At 43.6% G+C, this 20,518-nt stretch carries 16 protein-coding genes and 1 other RNA gene; 4 read left to right on the forward strand and 13 right to left on the reverse strand.

Translation table 11 applies throughout. The features are described 5' to 3' along the window. Positions 1-8: 8 nt before the first annotated feature. From lpoB to hinT, 4 genes are all read right to left on the reverse strand, one after another. Complete coding sequence (lpoB, locus tag KI742_RS11660) at positions 9-599, reverse strand: penicillin-binding protein activator LpoB (protein WP_005378467.1); 591 nt, start codon at positions 597-599, stop codon at positions 9-11. A gap of 66 nt (positions 600-665) precedes the next feature. Continuing rightward, positions 666-1,058, reverse strand: coding sequence for a YcfL family protein (locus tag KI742_RS11665; protein WP_005378469.1), 393 nt, complete (start codon positions 1,056-1,058; stop codon positions 666-668). Next, positions 1,058-2,455, reverse strand: a complete 1,398-nt coding sequence (locus KI742_RS11670; protein ID WP_025766940.1) for a COG3014 family protein — start codon at positions 2,453-2,455, stop codon at positions 1,058-1,060. The genes KI742_RS11665 and KI742_RS11670 overlap by 1 nt, the downstream gene beginning before the upstream one ends. 69 nt (positions 2,456-2,524) lie before the next feature. Next, complete coding sequence (gene hinT, locus KI742_RS11675; RefSeq protein WP_005378473.1) at positions 2,525-2,875, reverse strand: purine nucleoside phosphoramidase; 351 nt, start codon at positions 2,873-2,875, stop codon at positions 2,525-2,527. Positions 2,876-3,144: 269 nt separating this feature from the next. Here hinT and KI742_RS11680 point away from each other — a divergent pair, with 269 nt between their 5' ends. Continuing rightward, positions 3,145-5,136: a methyl-accepting chemotaxis protein gene (locus tag KI742_RS11680; protein ID WP_285386152.1), complete on the forward strand. Its 1,992-nt coding sequence runs from the start codon at positions 3,145-3,147 to the stop codon at positions 5,134-5,136. A gap of 163 nt (positions 5,137-5,299) precedes the next feature. Beyond that, positions 5,300-6,460, forward strand: coding sequence for a DUF1887 family protein (locus KI742_RS11685; RefSeq protein WP_005378476.1), 1,161 nt, complete (start codon positions 5,300-5,302; stop codon positions 6,458-6,460). Positions 6,461-6,617: 157 nt separating this feature from the next. Here the strand turns inward: KI742_RS11685 and udp are convergent, their stop codons facing one another. From udp to KI742_RS11720, 7 genes are all read right to left on the reverse strand, one after another. After that, the gene (gene udp / locus KI742_RS11690) at positions 6,618-7,376 is read right to left on the reverse strand and encodes a uridine phosphorylase (RefSeq protein WP_005378479.1); all 759 of its coding nucleotides are present in this window, start codon (positions 7,374-7,376) and stop codon (positions 6,618-6,620) included. 314 nt (positions 7,377-7,690) lie between these two features. Next, positions 7,691-9,997, reverse strand: coding sequence for a zinc/cadmium/mercury/lead-transporting ATPase (locus KI742_RS11695; protein ID WP_005389935.1), 2,307 nt, complete (start codon positions 9,995-9,997; stop codon positions 7,691-7,693). A gap of 172 nt (positions 9,998-10,169) precedes the next feature. Next, positions 10,170-10,589: a CBS domain-containing protein gene (locus KI742_RS11700; protein WP_005378483.1), complete on the reverse strand. Its 420-nt coding sequence runs from the start codon at positions 10,587-10,589 to the stop codon at positions 10,170-10,172. A gap of 247 nt (positions 10,590-10,836) precedes the next feature. Beyond that, positions 10,837-11,571, reverse strand: a complete 735-nt coding sequence (locus tag KI742_RS11705; protein ID WP_005378485.1) for an RNA methyltransferase — start codon at positions 11,569-11,571, stop codon at positions 10,837-10,839. A gap of 212 nt (positions 11,572-11,783) precedes the next feature. Next, positions 11,784-11,880, reverse strand: an RNA gene (ffs, locus tag KI742_RS11710) — signal recognition particle sRNA small type. 137 nt (positions 11,881-12,017) lie between these two features. Beyond that, complete coding sequence (locus KI742_RS11715; RefSeq protein ID WP_005389940.1) at positions 12,018-14,021, reverse strand: GGDEF domain-containing protein; 2,004 nt, start codon at positions 14,019-14,021, stop codon at positions 12,018-12,020. 152 nt (positions 14,022-14,173) lie between these two features. After that, positions 14,174-14,917 carry a hypothetical protein gene (locus KI742_RS11720; protein WP_005389942.1) on the reverse strand — a complete coding sequence of 248 codons (744 nt, stop codon included), beginning with the start codon at positions 14,915-14,917 and terminating at the stop codon, positions 14,174-14,176. Positions 14,918-15,174: 257 nt separating this feature from the next. On the opposite strand from KI742_RS11720, the gene KI742_RS11725 reads away from it, so the two are divergent. Continuing rightward, positions 15,175-15,477 carry a DNA base-flipping protein gene (locus KI742_RS11725; RefSeq protein WP_005378570.1) on the forward strand — a complete coding sequence of 101 codons (303 nt, stop codon included), beginning with the start codon at positions 15,175-15,177 and terminating at the stop codon, positions 15,475-15,477. A 30-nt stretch (positions 15,478-15,507) separates the two neighbouring features. Here the strand turns inward: KI742_RS11725 and KI742_RS11730 are convergent, their stop codons facing one another. Then, positions 15,508-15,942 (reverse strand): YbaY family lipoprotein, encoded by a 435-nt coding sequence (locus KI742_RS11730; protein ID WP_285386151.1) that lies wholly within the window; start codon positions 15,940-15,942, stop codon positions 15,508-15,510. 240 nt (positions 15,943-16,182) lie between these two features. Between KI742_RS11730 and tesB the strand changes: the two genes are divergently transcribed. After that, entirely contained in the window at positions 16,183-17,043 is an 861-nt protein-coding gene (gene tesB / locus KI742_RS11735) for an acyl-CoA thioesterase II (RefSeq protein WP_005378575.1), read from the forward strand. A gap of 68 nt (positions 17,044-17,111) precedes the next feature. On the opposite strand, the gene KI742_RS11740 is transcribed toward tesB, so the two are convergent. Then, a complete protein-coding gene (locus KI742_RS11740; RefSeq protein WP_285386150.1) occupies positions 17,112-20,153 on the reverse strand; it encodes a cadherin repeat domain-containing protein in 3,042 nt (1,013 codons plus the stop codon). Between the last annotated feature and the right edge of the window lie 365 nt (positions 20,154-20,518).

Raw genomic sequence — 20,518 nt, forward strand, 5'->3', positions numbered from 1 at the left:
CTGTTCGATTAAAGACCGAATAGGCTCTTAGATTGCGCTTTACGAATTTCAGTTTCATCCGCCCACTCAATCAAACCTGTTTCTAGGTCCATTAGGCGCATGGTCATCTTGTAGTATACATCTTTATCGCTACCTGCATTTTTCACAATGCTAGATAGGTTGCCGTAAAGCATGTATTGAGCACCAACCATTTTACCAAATTGGATCGCTGTGCTTTGGTTAACAAGCTCATCCGTGTTTTGGAAGTTAAGTTGTTCACGCACAGACTCAACACGATCCATATCAACAAAGCGGAACTTACCTGAGTTCAACATCTTAGTAGAGATCGTGTCAGTAATGGATTCAGTGTCAATATGTTCACTGGTTTTGTTCTTAATTCGCTCAACAAAAACGATAGGACGTTGGTCACGAGTAATTGCTGCTACAGAGCCCGACATCATCATGCTATCCACCATTTCAGCCGCGATTTTTTGTAAATCTGTTGAGCCAAAATCGATAGTCGTGGTTTCTGTTGCTTGCGCATCGCCGTAAGAGACTTTGTTAGAACAGCCACCTAAAATAACGGCAAGACCTAAAAGAGCAATAATACTTTTTTTCATGAGAGTTCCTTAGTTTTTCAATACCAGCGCATCGTTAGCGCGGCAGCTTCGGCAGAGCCGTTAAGATTAATCGTCTTGTGCTTCTCTAATTTGCACACGGAATTTTGTGCCATTTGGATTCACAGTAACTTCAGATAACGTGACTTGCTCAAATCCTCGCACAATCATTTTTCGCCACGGACCAGGTTTGGTATTCACTTCTAAACCATTGTTGTCATACCAATAAAATCGGTAAAGAATGTGCTGATCACCTTTGTAATTGCTACTCAGCTGCACGACTCCTCGTGGGCGATCATCAACGTAAGTGGTGGTGATGTTGTCAACTAATAAGCGACTACCTAAAACGTTATCATTAAAAAATACTTTTTGCGTTTGGCCATCAATTCGAATACCAGCCGTGTTTTCGGCGCATCCAACTAAACCAATAGCCATTGCTAAACAAACAAGCCATGCTTTCATTACAGTCTCCCTAGCTGTTTATGCCACACGGTTGAGTGTGCTCCCTGACGAGATACCCATACCAATGTAGTCTGCTGTGCAGGCACTTCAAACTGATAGGTTTGATCACCCAAGTTTAAACTTTGTGTTCCCGGTTTCACGATTTTTGAAGCCGTTTTCACTTGCGCTGGCAATGTTTGCCAACTTCTCGTATCTGGCTGTTCGGTCAATGTGTTCCATACATTGAAAAGTATGTTGCCCACATCATCGCCTTTTTTCGCCGCCTCTTTTCGGATTCGATCCTTTGCCCAAACACGAAGAGCTTGACGGATCACTATTGTAGTAAGACGTTCATTAAGATCGTTTTGCGCCATCGCATTAACATCAGTCAGCGTACTGGAAGGCAATACCTGACCATTTAAAACAACATCGCTAAAACGTTGAGCACCTCGGTTCTGATAATAAGGAAGCGCCAACGAATAAATCGCGCCATTATCGCGACTGTCGTAAATTGGTAAATCAATACGCCACCCTTTCATCGCCTCAACAACACCCTGCTCATCAATAACGATGACTCGCCCTTGTGACTGAGTTAATCCAGAAGGTGCTTTACCATACCGCTTCTCTAGCATACGCAAGTCTTCACGCATGCCCAGCTTCTTAGCAGCGTATAAGGTGCTTTCCACAACTTGCTTGTTGTCTGGCATTACAGCGAGTGCTCGTCGGTAATCAACATAAGCACTGTTTAAGTCTCGCGACGCTTCATATAACAAGCCAGAAAGATAGAACAGATAACCATTTTGTACCGCGCTTAGTTTTTTACCAGCATCAGGGTAGTTCGCTAACACACTGCCTAAATTGGCAGACATGCCTTGCTTGTTAAGGTCTTTCTCTGCTGCTTTTAGCTCTTTTTCACGCGCCTTTCTTGCTGCTTCCTGAACTTGATTAGCTCGACGCACTTCAACTAGTGCCCCTTCTAAATCGTTTTTCTGTAAGTAATTTAGTCCTAGATACAGGTGCAAAAAGCCAAGTTCGTAATCGGCGGGATGATAATCTTGGAGATTGTCGTTCACTGCGAGAGAGCCGACGCTCGTTGCCGTGTCTGACACAGATATCGTCGCTCGATCTTGTTGAACACGTACGGCACGATCGCTGCTTTCTAGCGCATTCAAACTTGTTGGGTAATCTTCAGCAAGAAAAGAGATGCGACCTTTTTCAAAATTGCCAAGTATCTCGCCACCCACTTCACTTGATTGAAGTTGTTTTGCTTTGGCATATTCCCCTGCAACAACGGCTTGATAAACTTCTTGATTCTGGTTGCTGTAATGACTAAACAGATTGCCCGCAGATAAATTCGCGCAGCCAGAGGCCATTAAAGCCCAGCTCATCAGCCCTAACAGCTTTACACCTAGTTTCACATTTATCTCCACAAATGTGTCATTCGACAGGAAAAAGAAGTGGGTGAATCGCCACCCACTTTTAAAAGCTTAGCTCAATACCATTGGACCTAGAGGGCGGCCGCCTAGTAGGTGCATGTGAATATGGTAAACCTCTTGGCCACCATGTGGATTACAATTAACGATCAGGCGATAGCCGTCTTCAGCAATACCTTCTTCTTTCGCCAACTTTCTAGCAACAGTGAACAAACGCCCCATCATTGCTTCATCTTCAGCTTCTACATCATTCGTTGTTGGGATCAGTTTATTCGGAATAATGAGAATATGGCTTGGTGTGCGAGGGTTAATGTCGCGAAACGCAGTCACCAAATCATCTTGATAAAGGATATCGGCAGGGATTTCCTTGCGAATAATTTTACTAAAGATCGTTTCTTCCGCCATGAGGACTCCATTTTATAAACGTAATTAGACCCCAATTAGTATGCGCCAACCAAAAGCGGAGCTCAATAAAAACAGTGTTCACTTAACATTATTAATCAAATGCTAATTAACGAAGCTTTTTTTGTCGTGTGCGTCATAAAATGCGCATCACAAACTGAATACAATCCAATGAATTTTGTTACTTTTTTAAGACAATTATTATTTTTATACCCAAGTAAATTCAAAAATACTTGGGTAGCTTGTCTATTTTTGGGAGAGGAAGCTCACTTATGCGAGGTTCAGTTATTAAAAGGATGTATGCCGGCTTTGCACTGATCATCATCCTATTTGCCGTCACAATTGCCATTATGATGGGAGGAATGAGTGATATTCACGGAAAATTTGGCACGGTTTCTAAATCATCCCTACCGTTGGTATCGTTATCTAATCAAACCAGTGTTGAGCTGCTTTCTGCCGACAAATCATTTAAAGACTTCCTGACGACAGAGAATAAACAACGCATGGATGAAATGCGTCAGGAATTTGCTAGATCTCAACAACGCTTCGAATCCACATTGGCTCAACTGAAAATCGCAAGCCAAATCTACCCTTCTCTTGCCGAACCGTTTTCACAGTTAAAAACGTTAGAGCAGAGCTATTTTACAGAAGCTCTAGAGGCCATGGACAACTACGAAGCAATGTTCGCGGCTCAAGAAGAAGTGCAAAAATCCTCACGCCGCTTCCAAAAACTGAATACCGAACTTTCGGTTGGTCTTAAAGAATATGTGGCAGATCAAACCAGCATTTCTGTCAAAGTCATGGCAAAGAGCTACTTTATCAAGTTAAAAGATGCCGAAGTAATTACCTCTGATGCCCTCGCCAGTTCCAACCCTGAGTTTGTTACGCAAGCCGTAGCTAAAAACCGCAAAGCAGTAACGCACTTGAATTACGCATTCCGCGGGTTGGTGACTCAACTTCCTGAGCTAGAAAAAGCTTTTGGCGAATCTGTAGAGCAATTTACTCGTGACGTTGGTATGCGTGGCGGTGTGCTAGACCAACATAATAATTACCTCAATGCCCGCGCCGCTTTGTATAACAATATCGCCAACCTAGCAAATAAAGTGGATTCAACCATGGCGATTCTTGAGCAATTCACGACAACCGCAACAGATAAGCTCAATGAATCATTGGCAGACGCAGGTGACATATATTCGGCGGGTGTAACGAAAGCCATCATCATTGGCGTTATTGTCGTTTTACTCGCGACAGCTATTGGCTACCACATCGCACAAAGCGTTCGCGAACCGTTGACTCGTATTCTAAAAGTGTTAGAAAGCCTGACTGAAGGTGATATGACACAGCGTATCGACATTCGCTATAACAACGAATTCAGCCGTGTGAGTGGACACATTAACTCACTCGCCGACAACCTTCACGAGATCTTGGTGAAACTCAACGAAGCGTCAGAAAACCTATCGTCAACCGCGACAACCAACGAACGCACCTCTTCGCAAGCACAAATTAAATTGAGCTCTCAACGCGAACAAACGGCAAACGTCGCTACTGCGATGACTGAAATGTCTCATTCAGTGCAAGAAGTCGCGCAAAGTGCGCAAGGCTCGCTAGAAATGGTGCAACGCGTCGAATCTGCCTCTGAAGAAGGCAGAAATGTTATGAGCAGTAACATCTCAACCATTAATCAACTAGAAACACGTTTGAACGAATCGGTTTCCGCAGTTTCTGAGCTACAAAAGATGAGTGGTCAAATTGGATCTATCCTTGATGTGATCCGCAACATTGCGGAGCAAACCAACCTACTGGCATTGAACGCGGCAATTGAAGCGGCTCGCGCTGGTGAACAAGGTCGCGGCTTCGCGGTAGTGGCAGATGAAGTACGAGTACTCGCATCAAGAACGACTCAATCAACCACTGAAATTGAATCTATGATCAGTAATCTGCAATCTAGCTCACAATCGGCAAACCAAGTAATACAAAGCTGTATGAGCGATATGGAGATGTCGGTTGAGCAAGCGTCAAAAGCGAACAGCTCAATGGAAGAGATCCAGGCGCTAATCATCGAAATCAGCCAAATGAGTACGCACATTTCACAAGCAGCAGCAGAGCAAAGTGAAACATCAACAGACATTGCTCGCAGCATCGAAGATATCAACAGCATCGCCGATGAAAGTTTCCAAGCCATGTCGAATATCGCACAAACCAGTGAATCACTGACCCACTTGGCTCATCAGCAAAATGAATTGGTCCACCGATTTAAGTTATAAATACTTTATAATTAAGAGCATTAATTAGTGCAATCAACTGTATAAGGGCGACTTTTTGTTAAGTCGCCCTTGTTTTTTGTCGGCCATGTCTACATATGATTAATAAGGCCAGCTCATCCCCTTGCACAACTCTTTTCGAGCGGCCTCATAAAAAGGAAAATCTATGGCTGTTCATGTTGGTATTATCGACCAAGACCCAGTGAGATTGGTCACTCCTCTATTAGATAATCGTACGCTAAGCACACATATCGTCTTCATCGGAGACAAGAGCCAGTTAGATATATTTGACCGACTGAGTGCCGTTTTAGATCAACGAGAAATTACTTCTGAATTTTTTGAAATTCCATCCGCTGTTAATACATCTCTGATCAAACAAGCAATTCAAAAACTGGCAAAAGACCTCCATGAACGCGGCGAAGATGTAAAATTGAACGCGAGCTGTGGTCTTCGTCATCGCTTGTTGTCGGTGTACGAAGTTTTCCGTACCTATCGCTGGCCAATTTTTGTGGTAGAGCCTAGTAGCGATAAGCTTTGTTGGTTATACCCTGATGGCAAAGAAGATACCCAAGTCGAAGATCACATTACGATTGCAGATTACCTCACTATCTTTGGTGCACGCGGCGAGTTTCACCACGTTGATTTACCACCTCTTCTTGATAAAAAATTGTATGAACTTGGTGAACGATGGGCCTCAAATGCGCTTGAACTTGGGCCAGGTCTAGCAACACTTAACTACCTTGCAACCACATGCCGCAAAGAACAAAAGCTTGATGTCGAGCTCTCCGAAAAACAGCAGGGCTACCGTGAGCTCAACATGTTGCTTTCAGATTTAGTAGAAGCAGAAATCGCCACCTATGAGAATGGCGTTTTAACGTTTGCAGATGAAGATGCTCGACGCTTTTCAAACGGTGAGTGGTTAGAAACTTTGGTTCACAGCACCGTGAAGCAAATCCAAGACACCATGCCAACGATCCAAGATCGATCGTTAAATGTTCAGGTTTATCGCAAACTTGGTGAAAGTGAAGTACGCAATGAGTTAGATGTCGCAACAGTTGTAAACAACAAGCTGCACATCATCGAGTGCAAAACCAAAGGCATGAGAGATGACGGCGACGATACTTTATATAAGTTAGAATCGCTTCGCGATCTATTAGGTGGCTTACAAGCGCGCGCAATGTTGGTGAGCTTCCGTCCTCTTCGTCACAATGACATTACTCGTGCTGAAGACTTAGGGCTAGCCCTGATTGGCCCTGATGAGCTTAAAGATTTAAGAACGCACTTAACTGCTTGGTTTAAAGACGCGGGCGGTTCAGACGAGATATAGTGCCATTAAGAAAAGCTAAAATTCACAACGATAAAAAGCAGCATTAATGCTGCTTTTTTTATACCTAAATTTTAGCTGTACGCATTTCTATAACTAGAAAAAAACCAGAGGTTAGCCTCTGGTTTTTTCTGTTTGTTTAAATGCCAACTATAGGGGCTTAAAGCATTTTACGCGCTGCTTCTACAACCACTTTGATTGAACGCGCTTCCGTTTCTTTCAGAGTTGAATGATCTGGAATCTCTTTTTGTGTACGGTTGATGATAACACCTGCCACACAACCCGCTTTTAAACCAGAGCTCGCACACATTGTTAGCAGTGTTGCAGACTCCATCTCGAAGTTAAGTACGCCCATGTCTTGCCATTCTTGCATAGAGCCTTGGAAACGCTTAACAACACGACCAGAGAACGTATCGTAACGTTCTTGACCAGGGTAGAACGTGTCGCTTGATGCAGTCACACCCATGTGAACTGTAGCGCCAGACTCTTCTACCGCTGCTTTCATTGCGGTTGCTACTTCAAAGTCAGCAACTGCTGGGAATTCCATAGGAGCAAAGTGTAGGCTCGCTCCGTCAAGACGAACTGACCCCGTCGTTACGATCATGTCACCCACGTTTACATGCGGTTGAATTGCACCCGTTGTACCAACACGTAGGAAAGTACGAACACCAAGCTGTGCCAATTCCTCAACTGCGATAGAGGTAGAAGGACCACCAATACCTGTAGAACAAACCACAACAGGTTTACCGTCTAGCTCTGCACGGTATAGCGTGTATTCACGATGGCTTGCTAGAAATACTGGATTTTCCATTTGTTCTGCGATTTTTTGAACACGCGCTGGGTCACCAGGAATGATCGCTAGAGTCGCACCATTAAGATCAGCTTCAGTAACACCTAAATGGAATACAGCTTGAGACATAAGTCGCTCCTTATTGTGGCTTATTTTATGAACAATAAGCTCATTAATCAGTTATTGGGTACAGATGCACTGTAGCGAACCTTTCACCAACATAGAGTGATCACAATCACAATGATAAAATGTAATGAAAATGAAATTTCAAACAAAACTGGTATTGATCACACTTTAAGGGGCGTTAGATCATTTTGTTGCATAGCAATGCGTGATTTCAAGGACGAGAAAAACGTCTGATCGCATCAGGTTAATACGGTTAAAAAAAGCCCGATACACGAATGCCTCGGGCTATTAATGAGTGGGATCAATGGTTAGGTCAGTTATTTGATCTGCCTGGACTCAAAACGAAGTAATCTCAACGCATTCAATGTCACCAGTGCTGTTGCACCACTGTCGGCTAATACAGCAACCCACAACCCAGTAACACCAAGTAAACTTGTCACTAAGAATAAACCTTTCAAACCTAGCGCTAACGCGACATTCTGACGAATGTTACTTAGCGTCGCACGCGACAGTTCTATCATGGCAGGTAGCTCAATCAACCGGTTGTGTGTTAACGCCGCATCAGCAGTCTCGAGCGCAACATCCGTACCGCCTCCCATCGCAATGCCGATACTCGAAGCTTTCATGGCTGGAGCATCATTGATACCGTCTCCCACCATCGCAACGGTATGTTGTTGTGATAGCTTCTCGACGTAATGCACCTTGTCTGCAGGTAACAAACTCGCTTTATAATCCAAGCCTATTCTATTTGCCATTGCTTCTGCACTTCTCGGGTTGTCACCCGTTAGCATCACCGACGTGACCCCAAGTTCCTTCAACATTGCGATGGCTTGCTGGGCATCTGAGCGCAATGTATCTTGCCATGCGATCACGCCAATGACCTCGTCATCGTAACGCACAATGACAACCGTTTTACCTTGTTGTTCCAACGTAACCACTTGCTCTTTGGCTTCTTGAGAAAGTGGAAAGTCTGCCTTTGAAGGCGTGACCACTTGGACCATTTTTCCATCGACGTAACCAGTGACACCAGAGCCTACTTGCGCGGTTTTATCCAACGCTTCAGGAATAGTAAGCCCCTGCTCTTGCACTTTGGTAACTAAAGAAACCGCTAGAGGATGACTTGAACCAACCTCGATTGACGCAGTTAGGCTAAGTAACTTGTCTTCATCCATATCAAAAGCAAAGACGTCAGTCACTTCTGGTTTACCTTGCGTCAGTGTCCCAGTTTTATCAAATGCGACAGACTCAACCTTGCCAAGCAACTCAAGCGCCGCACCACCTTTGATCAATGCGCCCCGCTTAGCAGCTGCCGCCAAGCCAGAAGTGATCGCCGCCGGCGTTGAAATTACTAATGCACATGGACAAGCAATCAACAGAAGGGCGAGTCCTCGATAGATCCACGTTTCCCACGGTTGGGCAAATAGTAATGGCGGCGTAACGATAACCATCAGAGACACCAGCATCATTAGCGGCGTATACCAACGGCTAAATTTATCAAGAAAGCGTTCTAATGGTGCCTTACGAGATTCGGCTTCTTCAATCAAATGAAGAATTCGGTCTATCGCATTCTCGCCCTGACGGGAAGTCACCTGTAAGCGAACCACTTTATCGACAACCACAGCCCCGGCCATCACTTTGCCACCGGTTTGATGTTCAACGGGAACAGATTCTCCCGTTAACGCACTTTCGTCAAAACTCGCAAGCGCATCTTGCAAAACACCGTCGGCAGGCAAACGACCTCCGGGTGCGACTTCTATGATATCCCCTGGTTTAAGCTGAGCAGCTGGTACTTCTTTACGCTCTCCATCAATAATTAAAATTGAATTTTCTGGGACTAAGTCCATTAACGCCTGGACACCGCTTCGCGCGCGAGATGATGCATATGCTTCTAACTTTTCACCAATAAGGAAAAGCAATAACACCATTGCGGCTTCGGCGGTTTCACCTAAATATAAAGCGCCGAGCGCCGCTACACTCATTAACGTTTCAATCGCAAAAGGCGTACCGCTACGCGCCAACTTAAATGCTTTGAGCGCGATTGGGTATAAACCAAGTAAACACGTCAAAGTGAATAACCAAGCGCTTATTTGAGGGTCGATCTTAGAAATTACTGCCGCAGTAGCCATTGCACCAGCAATCGAGAGAATTTGGATGTTGTCTCTTATGACGCCAAGCCAGCCTTTCTTTGTAGTGCTTGGTTTTGGAGCATCCAGTGAAGAGAGCGGGAAACCCGTTTTTTGGGCTGTCTGCTCTATCGTAGCTATCAGCTCTCGACCATCAAAATCGACGACCAGTTTTTCTGTTGCAAACAAAACCTTGGCTTGGCTGACGCCTTGTAAAGACGTAATGGCTTTCTCAAGCTTTTGCGCACAAGATGGGCAATCCATACCTGACACAAGCCAAGCGTTCCGAACGGAGGAATTACTCTCCCTTGTGGGATCGTCTTCCTCGCCTGTATCTACGCTGCGGCCTCCTCCACTACAGCAAGAGCTTTCAGAAACATCAACACTGGCCTGAGAGATATTGAGCGAAGATTTTACTGGCGCACAGCATGACTCGCTTGCACCAAGCGGCACCGCAGTTTTGATTTTGCTAGATTGGCAACCTTGATGTTTTGTACACATAATTTTTTCCTTATTGGTATCGGTGATTTACCTATTGCTAAGGATAAACCTTAGAGTAAGCTCCAAGGTCAAGATAAATTTGTACAGTTCGGCGATAGAAAATAAAAAAGACGCCAAAGCGTCTTTCCAAACCAGTTTAAAAGCAATATTCCGTAAAGTTTAAACAGAGAGGTTAAACGGGATGCTTAAAGCACTCATTTAATGTCATTCCTATGGCACGCAGCACGTCTCTTCTTGTGATAACACCAACCAACTTACCTTTGCCATCCACCACTGGATACATTTTCGGCTTTCCAACTTTCATCATGTCAGCCAGTTCAATTACTGACATTTCTGGAGAAACAGATAAGACATCATCATGCATACACTCTTGTACCGTATGTGTATCTTGGCAGTGATAACTTGCTTTCACCAACTTATCTAATAAGTCTTGCTCCGATAAAAACCCAACCACTTTTTCATTTTCATCAATGACAGGGCCACCTAGTGTGACACTTTGCATTACTTTGTTTAAAGCTGCCGAAAGTGACATATCTTTCGTGAAAGTCACCGCTTGCAACGTCATGTAATCTTTTACTTTTAATGAATGCATTCTTATCTCCTTAAGGGCATTTTATTGCGGCCTTTAGATAAGTGTCGCCTAATTTCCTGATTTTACTAAATGGAAAGGAGTAATTTTATTTATAGGCACAGCCTATTGAACTAAAACAAAATTAACTCACCGAACAACATTCACTGTATTTCGTTAAACGCAAGATTCAGCCAGGCTGATTTTTCTAGGCAATAAATACAACAAAGCCAGTCAAATTGACTGGCTTTGTTATTAAGTAATTGTTGCGTTAGCTATGTTGGCGGCGCATGTTGTCTAAAATAATGCCAGTCGCCATCGCGACATTCAGTGATTCGGCACCGCCAAACGCCGGAATCGTGATTTTATCTGTCACGAATTTTGCTGCGGCTTCGCGCACACCATGAGATTCGCTGCCCATCAACAAAATACCTTCAGCAGCGAAATCCGTTTTATGAACGCTCTCTCCTTCCAAAAACGCGCCATATACTGGCAATTTGGCGTGTTCCAAGTAACTTGGCAAATCCACCAAACTCACTTGTACGCGGCCAAAGCTGCCCATGGTCGCACTGATCGTTTTAGGATTATAAGGATCAGCACAATCTGTACTCGCAATAATGTGCTTGATGCCATACCAGTCTGCAACACGAATAATCGTACCTAGATTACCAGGGTCGGATACACCATCTAGCGCAATCATCAAGCCTTTCGCTTGAGGCTCTTTTACACTCGGAATTTCAACCACAGCAATGGCCGCATTATTGCTCACAAGCGTGCTCGCTTTGGTCAATTCATCAAGCGATGCTTCAACACAATCAAAACGATTTAGCGTACCAGCATTTTGTTCGAGAAATGCCGCTGTTGCAAAAACCTGCTTCACCTTCAATGAACTACTTGCTAGCTCTAGTACGTTCTTTTCACCCTGAACTAGGAATAAGCCATGCGCTTTACGCTGTTTCTTTTGACCTAAAGCACGAAGCAGTTTTAATTGGTTTTTTGAAATCATTAAAGTATCCCAGGTGAAAATGGTTATTCGACGAGCGTACCCTAAACAATCTTCACGAAAGTTCGGTATCGAGCGGATGAGATTATAAATTATACCTAAATAACCTCAAGAAGCTTGATCATCAGAAGACGTTGAACACCAAGCGTAGCCAAAATAAAAGAAGGCTCAAAAACGAAAAAAGCCCTGCGATAACGCAGGGCTTTCAAAGGGTGGGACCCCAGCCACATCCCGGCACACAAGTCACACGCTGCGGCTGCTTCCTTCCGGACCTGACCGAGTTCACGAGCTATTGTTGCGAGAGGACCAGAGCCCCATAATTCTTTTCGAGAGGTCTTGCCTCAATCGATGGGGCGATTATTCAGTATCAGCTCTCATAATGCAAGAGCAAAAACCTTGAATTTCATCATTTCATTACCGTTTGAACAAAACTCGATCAATTCATTCCTTTATGATGAAACCGTACAGTCACGATAAGAGGAGTCGTGCCGTGAGGACTGCTTACTCATGTACATGTCTTCATCAGCCAAATGCATCGCTTGCTCTAAGCTCATGTGCCGTTCCCTTTTTGCAGAGAAACCAATAGAGATACTTATAGACTCCAAATCACTACATAATTTGCCTTTCACATCGATTCTACTGAGCTCTCTCATTGCTCTAGTTAACTCGGCTTGCGTAGGATAACCCAGTAATATGAACTCATCCCCTCCAATTCGATAACATCTTCCCGACCAGACATAATGAATTTTTAGCGCCAGTAGTTGTAAAACTTCGTCCCCAGCGCGATGACCATAAGTGTCATTGATTCGTTTGAAATGATTAATGTCTAAGTAAAGTATGGATAGATCTTTGTTTACTCCTTTTCGATACTTTACTTGCAACGCACGACGATTCCTTAACCCTGTTAAGTTGTCAGTGTTCGATTGACGGTAAAGATAAAGCGAAACACAAATAGCAAACAATAATACAAAGATAAACACAGCTTGTGTTTGCGTCGCTAATCGAATCTCATATTCAAGTGCGGTACGCCAATCTGGGCGTACATCGTACTGAGCAATGATCTTATCAACTTCTAACATCGCTATCGCTCGACTGAAGAAAGGCGCAAGCATGGCTCCTTTTTCATTCGCGACCAATCCAACAGAGAGTTGTGACTCATAAAACTCGCCAATAGCGGTATCCTGCTCTATCGGAACCAATTCACTGAGACGTAAAAAATGATTGAGCATCGCCGTATCCATCGGAATGTAATCGACTTCTTCATTTAATAGCCCCTGAATGAGCTCTTGTTGAGTACGATAACGTTTGAGTTCTTTTAGCGGTAACAGTTGCGTCATCATTTGATCGAAAAAGTCATCCTTAACTACGCCAATCCGCTCAGATATCAACTGTGAAACATGAGAGTATGTGCTCGGCTTATAACCTAAACGCTTGACCATCACCGATGCTGGCGCGTAATGGGACTTTGGAAAGTAGCTAAATGCGCGCCGCTCACGGCTGACCGTTAACGGCGCCAAAATTTCGAAATTACCTTGGATAAACTCATGGTACATAGAACCCCAGCTTTCACCAGGCTCACTAATGATCAAGCAGTTTAAAGCCAAGATCTCACAACTTCTCAGGACTACATCAGCCGTCATCCCTTCGACACTACCATCTGCGTTGTATACAACATATGGAAAGATAGATTCGAGCTTAATCCGTATTGGTTCATTAAAATCAAGGGGTAATAAACGAATAGAATCACGCAACGCTGCTCGCCTTAATTCAAATTGATACTGGGAAATTTCTTCGCGAAGCTGCTTTTGCACCGCTTCCCCGTGAATAAACGTAGCGAACGTGTCCAACTCTTCAAGATGATGATCTTTTTTACTGATGATGGATACGGGCTTTATCGAAATCTGATCATTGAGCATCTTGGCGTCAAACCCCTCCATCAGCATCGGCTTGAGCTGGTTAATGGCATCGACAACGCCGTCCACAGCACCTGAACGTAGCAGTGTTACTGCTTGTTCGTGACCTTGATAAGAGATCTGTTCTAGCTCAGGGTAGTGTTGTTTAAGTAATTGGGCATAAACTGTATCTTTGGGGACGCCAACACGCGAAATGTCACTCAACGTCGAATCTTTTAAACCAAAGAGGTAGGTATATTCGATATTTGTTGGGCGGGAATAACTAAAACGTTGAGCACGTTCTTGTGTGTAAGTGATATTCGCAGCAAAGTCCGCTTCCCCATTCGCTACTGAATTTAGAATGGCATCAAAGCTGGAGTAGTTCACGTATTGAACGGTAAAGCCAAACTCCTCTGAAGCAGCATTGAAAAGAACACGAGTGACGACATCATCCGCTTCAGTCGCGACTTTATAATGAGCAATTAAAGGGGCTTCGGCTTTTACATTCAAACTCAAGAGGCAACATGCAAAAAGCAACAGTGTTCGAGCAAAAGTTGTCATGACAAACTTATCTTAAATCAACCACTTATATTGTGGTTATTATTATTGGAAGTGTAGTAAATATGAAATGAAGAACATATACTAATCTCCATTTTGTTCCACAACCAATTCGATACTCTGCCGCACATGTCACTTTTTACCTGACTAAAAACTCATAATTCAGCCTGTTCATCGCTACTACGTAAAATATAGTCAGTCATCCAAGCCGTCCCTAACAAACAGATCCAAACCACGAAAACAGGGTTTGGCACATCCGTGGTCGGGCTGACGACTAAAGCGGCAAAACCCACAGTCGGCAATGTCCAACATAATAATTTGCTCCAACGAATGGTATGTTGAAGCTTCGCAAGTGCTTCCATTGACGCTAACATTCCCGTCAAACTTAACGCCATAAGAACGGCGTACGGTAGGCCTGCAATCCACAATGGGAGCAACAAAAACAACGGCCACCAGCTGTGTTTATTGGATGGCGTCCAATGCGCAGCCGACCACCACATCGCCATAACCGCAATGGTTTGAACCACTGTAACCCAAGCAGACCCATCCAGCTTACCGCCTTGCTGTGTGACCATAAGACCAACTTGCAGTGTAAGTACAATAAGACCAGCGGTGAGCAACACGCCTAAAGAGCTTCTACGAGAAAATACCACCATTAAAAGTGGGAAAAGGATCAAAACACCAACCGACAAAGCAATTGGCTGCATTGAGAGTGTCGCACCAAAAGCCATCATCGCGCCCAGCAATACTAAGCCAGCGAACCCACCTTGTGGCAGAACCCACAGCGCGGGGATCATAAGTGCAAGAACGGGAATGTCACCCTCGCTCAAACTCATCGCCCGAACACAGACAACAGCGAGTAAGGTCGTAACGAAAAATTGAAGTGTCGATAAAATCATAGCGCCTCCTGGCTTCCCCACCTACTTGGTAACTCAACGGCAAAAACTGGGATTGAAAGTCGTTGAGAGGGTCTAGATTCAAGCTTAGCTTGCGTTTGCTTCATGCTGTTTAAGGCTCATCAACCAACGACACTAAAGAGCAGAAAATGTAATTCTTCAAAGTGAGTCGCTGGCAACACAAGGGTTAAGAACCGTTAGCAATATACAAGTCCAATGGTTTACCATTCCTTAGTAATCCAAAATAGACACTTTTGAGTATGGACCAATTTTTAGCGCAAATCTTTGCTGTAATTCACCAAATTCCAAAAGGAAAAGTCTCCACCTATGGGGAAATTGCAAAAATGGCCGGTTATCCGGGCTATGCGAGACATGTTGGTAAAGCACTGGGTAACTTACCAGAAGGCAGTAAACTCCCCTGGTTTAGAGTGGTAAATAGCCAAGGAAAAATATCTTTAAAAGGCAGAGACTTAGAGCGACAAAAAAAGAAATTAGAAGCAGAAGGGATTGAAGTCTCGGAAGTTGGCAAAACTTCACTTAAAAAATACAAATGGCAGCCTTAAGCTGCCATTTTTTGTTCTCAGTACGTCGTATTAACGTGTTCCAACTAGACGAATATCTAATTGGTGAGTTTGTGCTTCATCTGTAATAACACCGTTATGTGTGTCGCTGATAAAACGCAGCTTTCCATCTACCTCAATGCGAGCACGAACGCTGTAACGATGGTTTTGTTTGATTTCATTGCTGTCGTAACTCAACTCAAAAGAAAGAGGAACTTGCTTACCTTCTGTTTCGAATGTCTGTTTCGCCAACACTTTTGCTGGCGCATCCGCCAAGGACACATCTTCTAACGCAATAGTAACCACTGCGTTTGGTGGCAAGGCAATCCGCTCGCGATAAGCCACTGTACCTGTAATCGTCTTCATTGACGCTTCTGTAGATTCCATTTCTGTATTTTGAGAAGTTTGGCAACCCACTAACGCAGCCCCAAAGAGTAGAGAAGTAACAAGTAGTAGTGTTTTTTTCATATATTCCTCGAAAAGAGCATTAAACCGAAGCAATTATAGGTCTGGAATATAAAACTGTCTGCTTCCTGTCACTTTATTTGACAATAGTTTGACTGAGTTAGAATTTATCAAACAATTGATTTTGTTTCATAATTGGAACAATACTATTTCTAAGTTACTCAATAGTTCTTAACTATGCCACTTCACAAGAGTGAGGCTGTTGAGGTAACTTGGAATGAAAGACAACGGTGAGGAGACACAATGAGTAAACCACTACGAGAATTGCTCAGCCTACTACAACTCGAAAAATTAGAAGAAGGCTTGTTTCGTGGCCAAAGTGAAAACCTAGGTTTGCCTCAAGTTTATGGCGGTCAAGTAATTGGGCAAGCGCTTTCTGCTGCGCGCTACACCGTTGAAGAAACACGCACGGTACACTCCTTCCATAGCTATTTTTTGTACCCTGGCGATCCAGAAAAACCTATTATTTATGATGTAGAAAATCTGAGAGATGGCCGTAGCTTTAGCACTAGACGCGTAAAAGCAATTCAAAATGGACGCCCTATTTTTTACCTAACCGCATCCTACCATGGCGATCAACCTGGGTTTGATCATCAAAAAGAAATGCCAGATATCCCTGGTCCAGAAAACTTTGCCTCAGAGAGTGAGCTCGCAAGCCATATTGCAGAATTTCTACCCAAACGCTTACGCAAAACATTTTGCGGGGAAAAGCCAATCGAAACTCGCCCCGTTACGGTTATCAACCCTTTGAAGCCCAAAAAAGCAGAACCCAAACAGTACCTTTGGATTCGTGCTAATGGTGAAATGCCAGAGAATCAGCTAATTCACCAGTACCTTCTGGCCTACGCATCCGATTGGGGATTCCTTGTGACAGCAATGCATCCACATGAAGTCTCATTAATGACGCCTAACTTTCAAGTGGCCACCATTGACCACTCTATCTGGTTCCATCGTCCGTTTAAGATGGATGAATGGCTTCTATATGCGATAGAGAGCCCAACGGCGAGCAATACTCGTGGGTTGGTCCGTGGCGAAATATACAACCAGCAAGGTCACTTAGTGGCGACCGCCGTGCAAGAAGGGGTGATGCGCTACACGAAATAGCTCGTGTTCGCCAGACGAAAAAAGGAGTGCTGTTCCGCACTCCTTTTTTAATGGGTATCAAACGATGATTAATTTGGTTGATACTTCATGTTAATAACCGACCATTCGTAAAGTGATTTCGGGTAACCATATTCGCCTTTCCCGTAAATGACATTTGGGTCGGCATAGAATCCACCTTTATTCGTTGCTAAAAATTCACGAACCCCACGACGGTAAGTAATCACAGGTGCTACTAACTCATACTCTACCTTTTCCATCTTCGAGTCATCAATTATTAAGAACCGAGTCATACGAATCGTGCTGCCGTTGGTGCAGTACCCTGGGTCATCATAGTCAATTGCTTCAAAAGGCTTGAGATCATCTTCGAACAGCTCTGATGTACATCCATCAAATCGAGCTAAGTGTACCCACGCTCCTTTTATTAGAGTTTGGTCATCGTTACCCACCGGCTTGAATGCAAGTAGTGCAATCTTACCTTTGCCGTATAATTTCAATTCTTCGTCCGTTGGCTCACGCACTGAACGAACGTTCATCAAACCAAACTCACTTTCTTCTAAGTTAGAAAACTCACGTGCATTTAGCGTGCTAAACAATACTGTTTGTTCAGTTTCAAGCAATGTATATTGATCCGCAACACCTTCATCTGCAAAGCTTAGATACAGCTGGACTTTCTTACTTTCCAACGCTTTGTAATCTCGAGATTCTCCTTCCGAAACGTCAAGAGAAATCCAACGTCTTTTTACTGGTGGGAGGTCAAGTAACGTCAGCTCTTCCTTATCAACATCTAATGAAGCGACTCCTTTAATTGTTGAGCTGGATATTTGATAGCTGCGGTTTCCTATTGGTGTACCAAAGTCTAGCTTAACCTTTTTAAATGGTTCAAATTCCACCTTCATTGTAGAAGCACTTAAACCAGGGTGATTCGCTTTGTTAATAGTGCCATTTACGACGATTGTTTTAGCTTTGTAGTTGCGTCCAGTAAGAGTAACCTCTACTTGGTACTCGCCTGCGTGCAAAATCTTCAAACGCCCCGTATCAGGGGAAACTAGCTCGACCACAGGATCTTTTTGGTTAATAAGACGGTAACTTGCCTTCGCAGTCCCACCACTCATCACTGCTGAGATAACACTACCAGCGGAGAATTCTACCGTTGGGTAAGTAACCGATACAGGGTTTGTGCCTTGTTTAATCGTGACCGAGAAACTACTTTCACCCGGATCCACTTTGTCGTCCCCCGCATCCGAAACAATAATTTTTGTGCTACCCGCGTTAAGAATTTGCATGGCACCCGTTTGGCTGTTTAAGGAAACTACATCTGTTGCTGCGTTGTCTGCAAATCGGTACGTAACTTCCCCAACCGTACCAGAGATTTTCGGCGCAACAAATGTTTGGCCAACCTTCCAAATCTCTTCCACATCGGATTGAACTTCAATTCGGCTCGGCGCACTCAAAATTGTCACGTAGACTTTTTGATCAGGACCAACAGTATAATTCGCGCTCTCTTTTCTGCGCACAGTTAGCGTCGCTTTACCCGCTTTATACACATGGAGACGTCCTTCACTAAAACCACCGACAACATCTGGTGCGGTGTTATCTACAATCTCAATTTGCTCGTCAGCACTCAAACCAAAATCACGGTGAAGATCAAAACTGTATTTGTTGCTGTATACAACGTCATAATCGTCCGTTGCCATGGGTTGGCCTTCAGCCTTTGCAACTTTAATGACGACATTAAATTGAATAGGTTGGTAGAACTCCCCACCATCGTCTTCAAACTTAAGGTCGTACTCACCCGCAGTCACTACCTCCAACTTGCCGTCAGTCATTCGTAAGCCATTAGGTAAGCTGCTAACTAGATTTACGTTACCTTTTTGCCCTTTAAACGCCAGAGGGATTGAAAGATTTGGTTGATAGGTAAGCGGCATTTCAATGTCTTTTATAACGGGATGAGGCGCGCGATTAACTTCAAGATCAAAACGAGTTTTGCTTTCAGGATAATTACGCATGTCATGCTCGTAAATTTCCACTTCAGCAGCACCAACACCTTTGATCAGTAATGCTTCACCATTTTCAGTTTTAGCGACAACGTCTTCACCACGAATGATTCTCAGCTCATAGTCACCGTAGGCGTTCGTCACCTTAGGGAAAATTCGTCCACCTTCCTCATAAGTTGTGACGATATCCGCTGCCCTGATTTCTTGACGCTTGCCTTGTTTTATATCCACAAAAAATTGCGCTGTTTGCTGTTTATCCAGAAACGCGTCGCTGTAAGTTGCAGTCGCTTCAACCGTTAATCGACCAACATTATGAACAAGAAGCAAACCCGTATCAGGATCTAGCAACTCGGCCACCTTGCTGTCTGGTACGCTATTTATAATTTTGTAAGAAATACGTTGCGTTTGAGCTTTATCTAGACGCACTGGTTCTAACGTCAACCCTTCTCGATACTCGTCTTCAAGCAAAGCGAACTGTAATTGCCCCGGAGCTACTGCATGCAGTTTAACCGTAGCGCGAACTTGTTTCGGCAAGTAAAAGTCGTTACCTGAATCAGTAATCAGCACCGATGCCTGACCAACTGAACCTAATGAATATACCGAACCGTTCTCATCAACACGAATCAAGTTATGACCACTTTCTACCTCATAACTCAGTTCGCCTTTTTGGCCACGGACGATCAACGCTTTTCCTTCTGACTCAATCGCATTGAAATTCAGATCACTCACTGAAAGTTCAGTATTGATGCCTCGCTCTACAGTCACAGAAAACCTTGCTTCAGAAGATTCATAAGCAGAGCTACTATCTGTAGCAAGAATAGTCGCCGTTCCTGGGCGCAGAATTTGTAGTATTCCTGAGTCATTAATTTTCACGACATTTGGCGGATTAGAATCAATGACTTGGTAAGATACCGACCCATGTACATTGCTCAGTTTTGCTTCAGTAACCGTTCCCACTCCTTCAAACTTCAATACCGTGTCTTCCACTTTTAATTGCGGACGGTTCTGCTTTGTTATCGTAGCTGGTGTCTTCGTATTGTTCGGCTTAGAGTCTCCCCCACCGCCACAGCCAGCAAGTAAAGCTGCGAGAAAAAGCAAATAGTAATTTCTGTTCATTTTTAGTAATACTTTGTTACATACAAGATGGGGCGATAATAATACGATGTTTTATTAATCACTACCCCCATTTTTGAGTACTTTATTACTTAAGTAATTGCTACTGTATTCATCCTAAAAACAAATACTCAAAAATAGCGACCAAATTACATGAAAACACAAAAAGCAAACGTTCAAATCAAACTCTTCCATTAATTTAGTAAAAATTAATATTCAATAAAATAAAACATGAAAAAGAAAGAGAAAAAATTGCGTTATTTTTTCTTTCATTATGATGTATAGGATTAATGGACTGTAAAAACAAACAGTTAATGAAAAATAGAAGAGAGAATAAATATCGTTTATATTTATAAAAATCTGGTAGG

Source organism: Vibrio sp. D417a, from assembly GCF_030248595.1.
GTDB lineage: Bacteria > Pseudomonadota > Gammaproteobacteria > Enterobacterales > Vibrionaceae > Vibrio > Vibrio alginolyticus.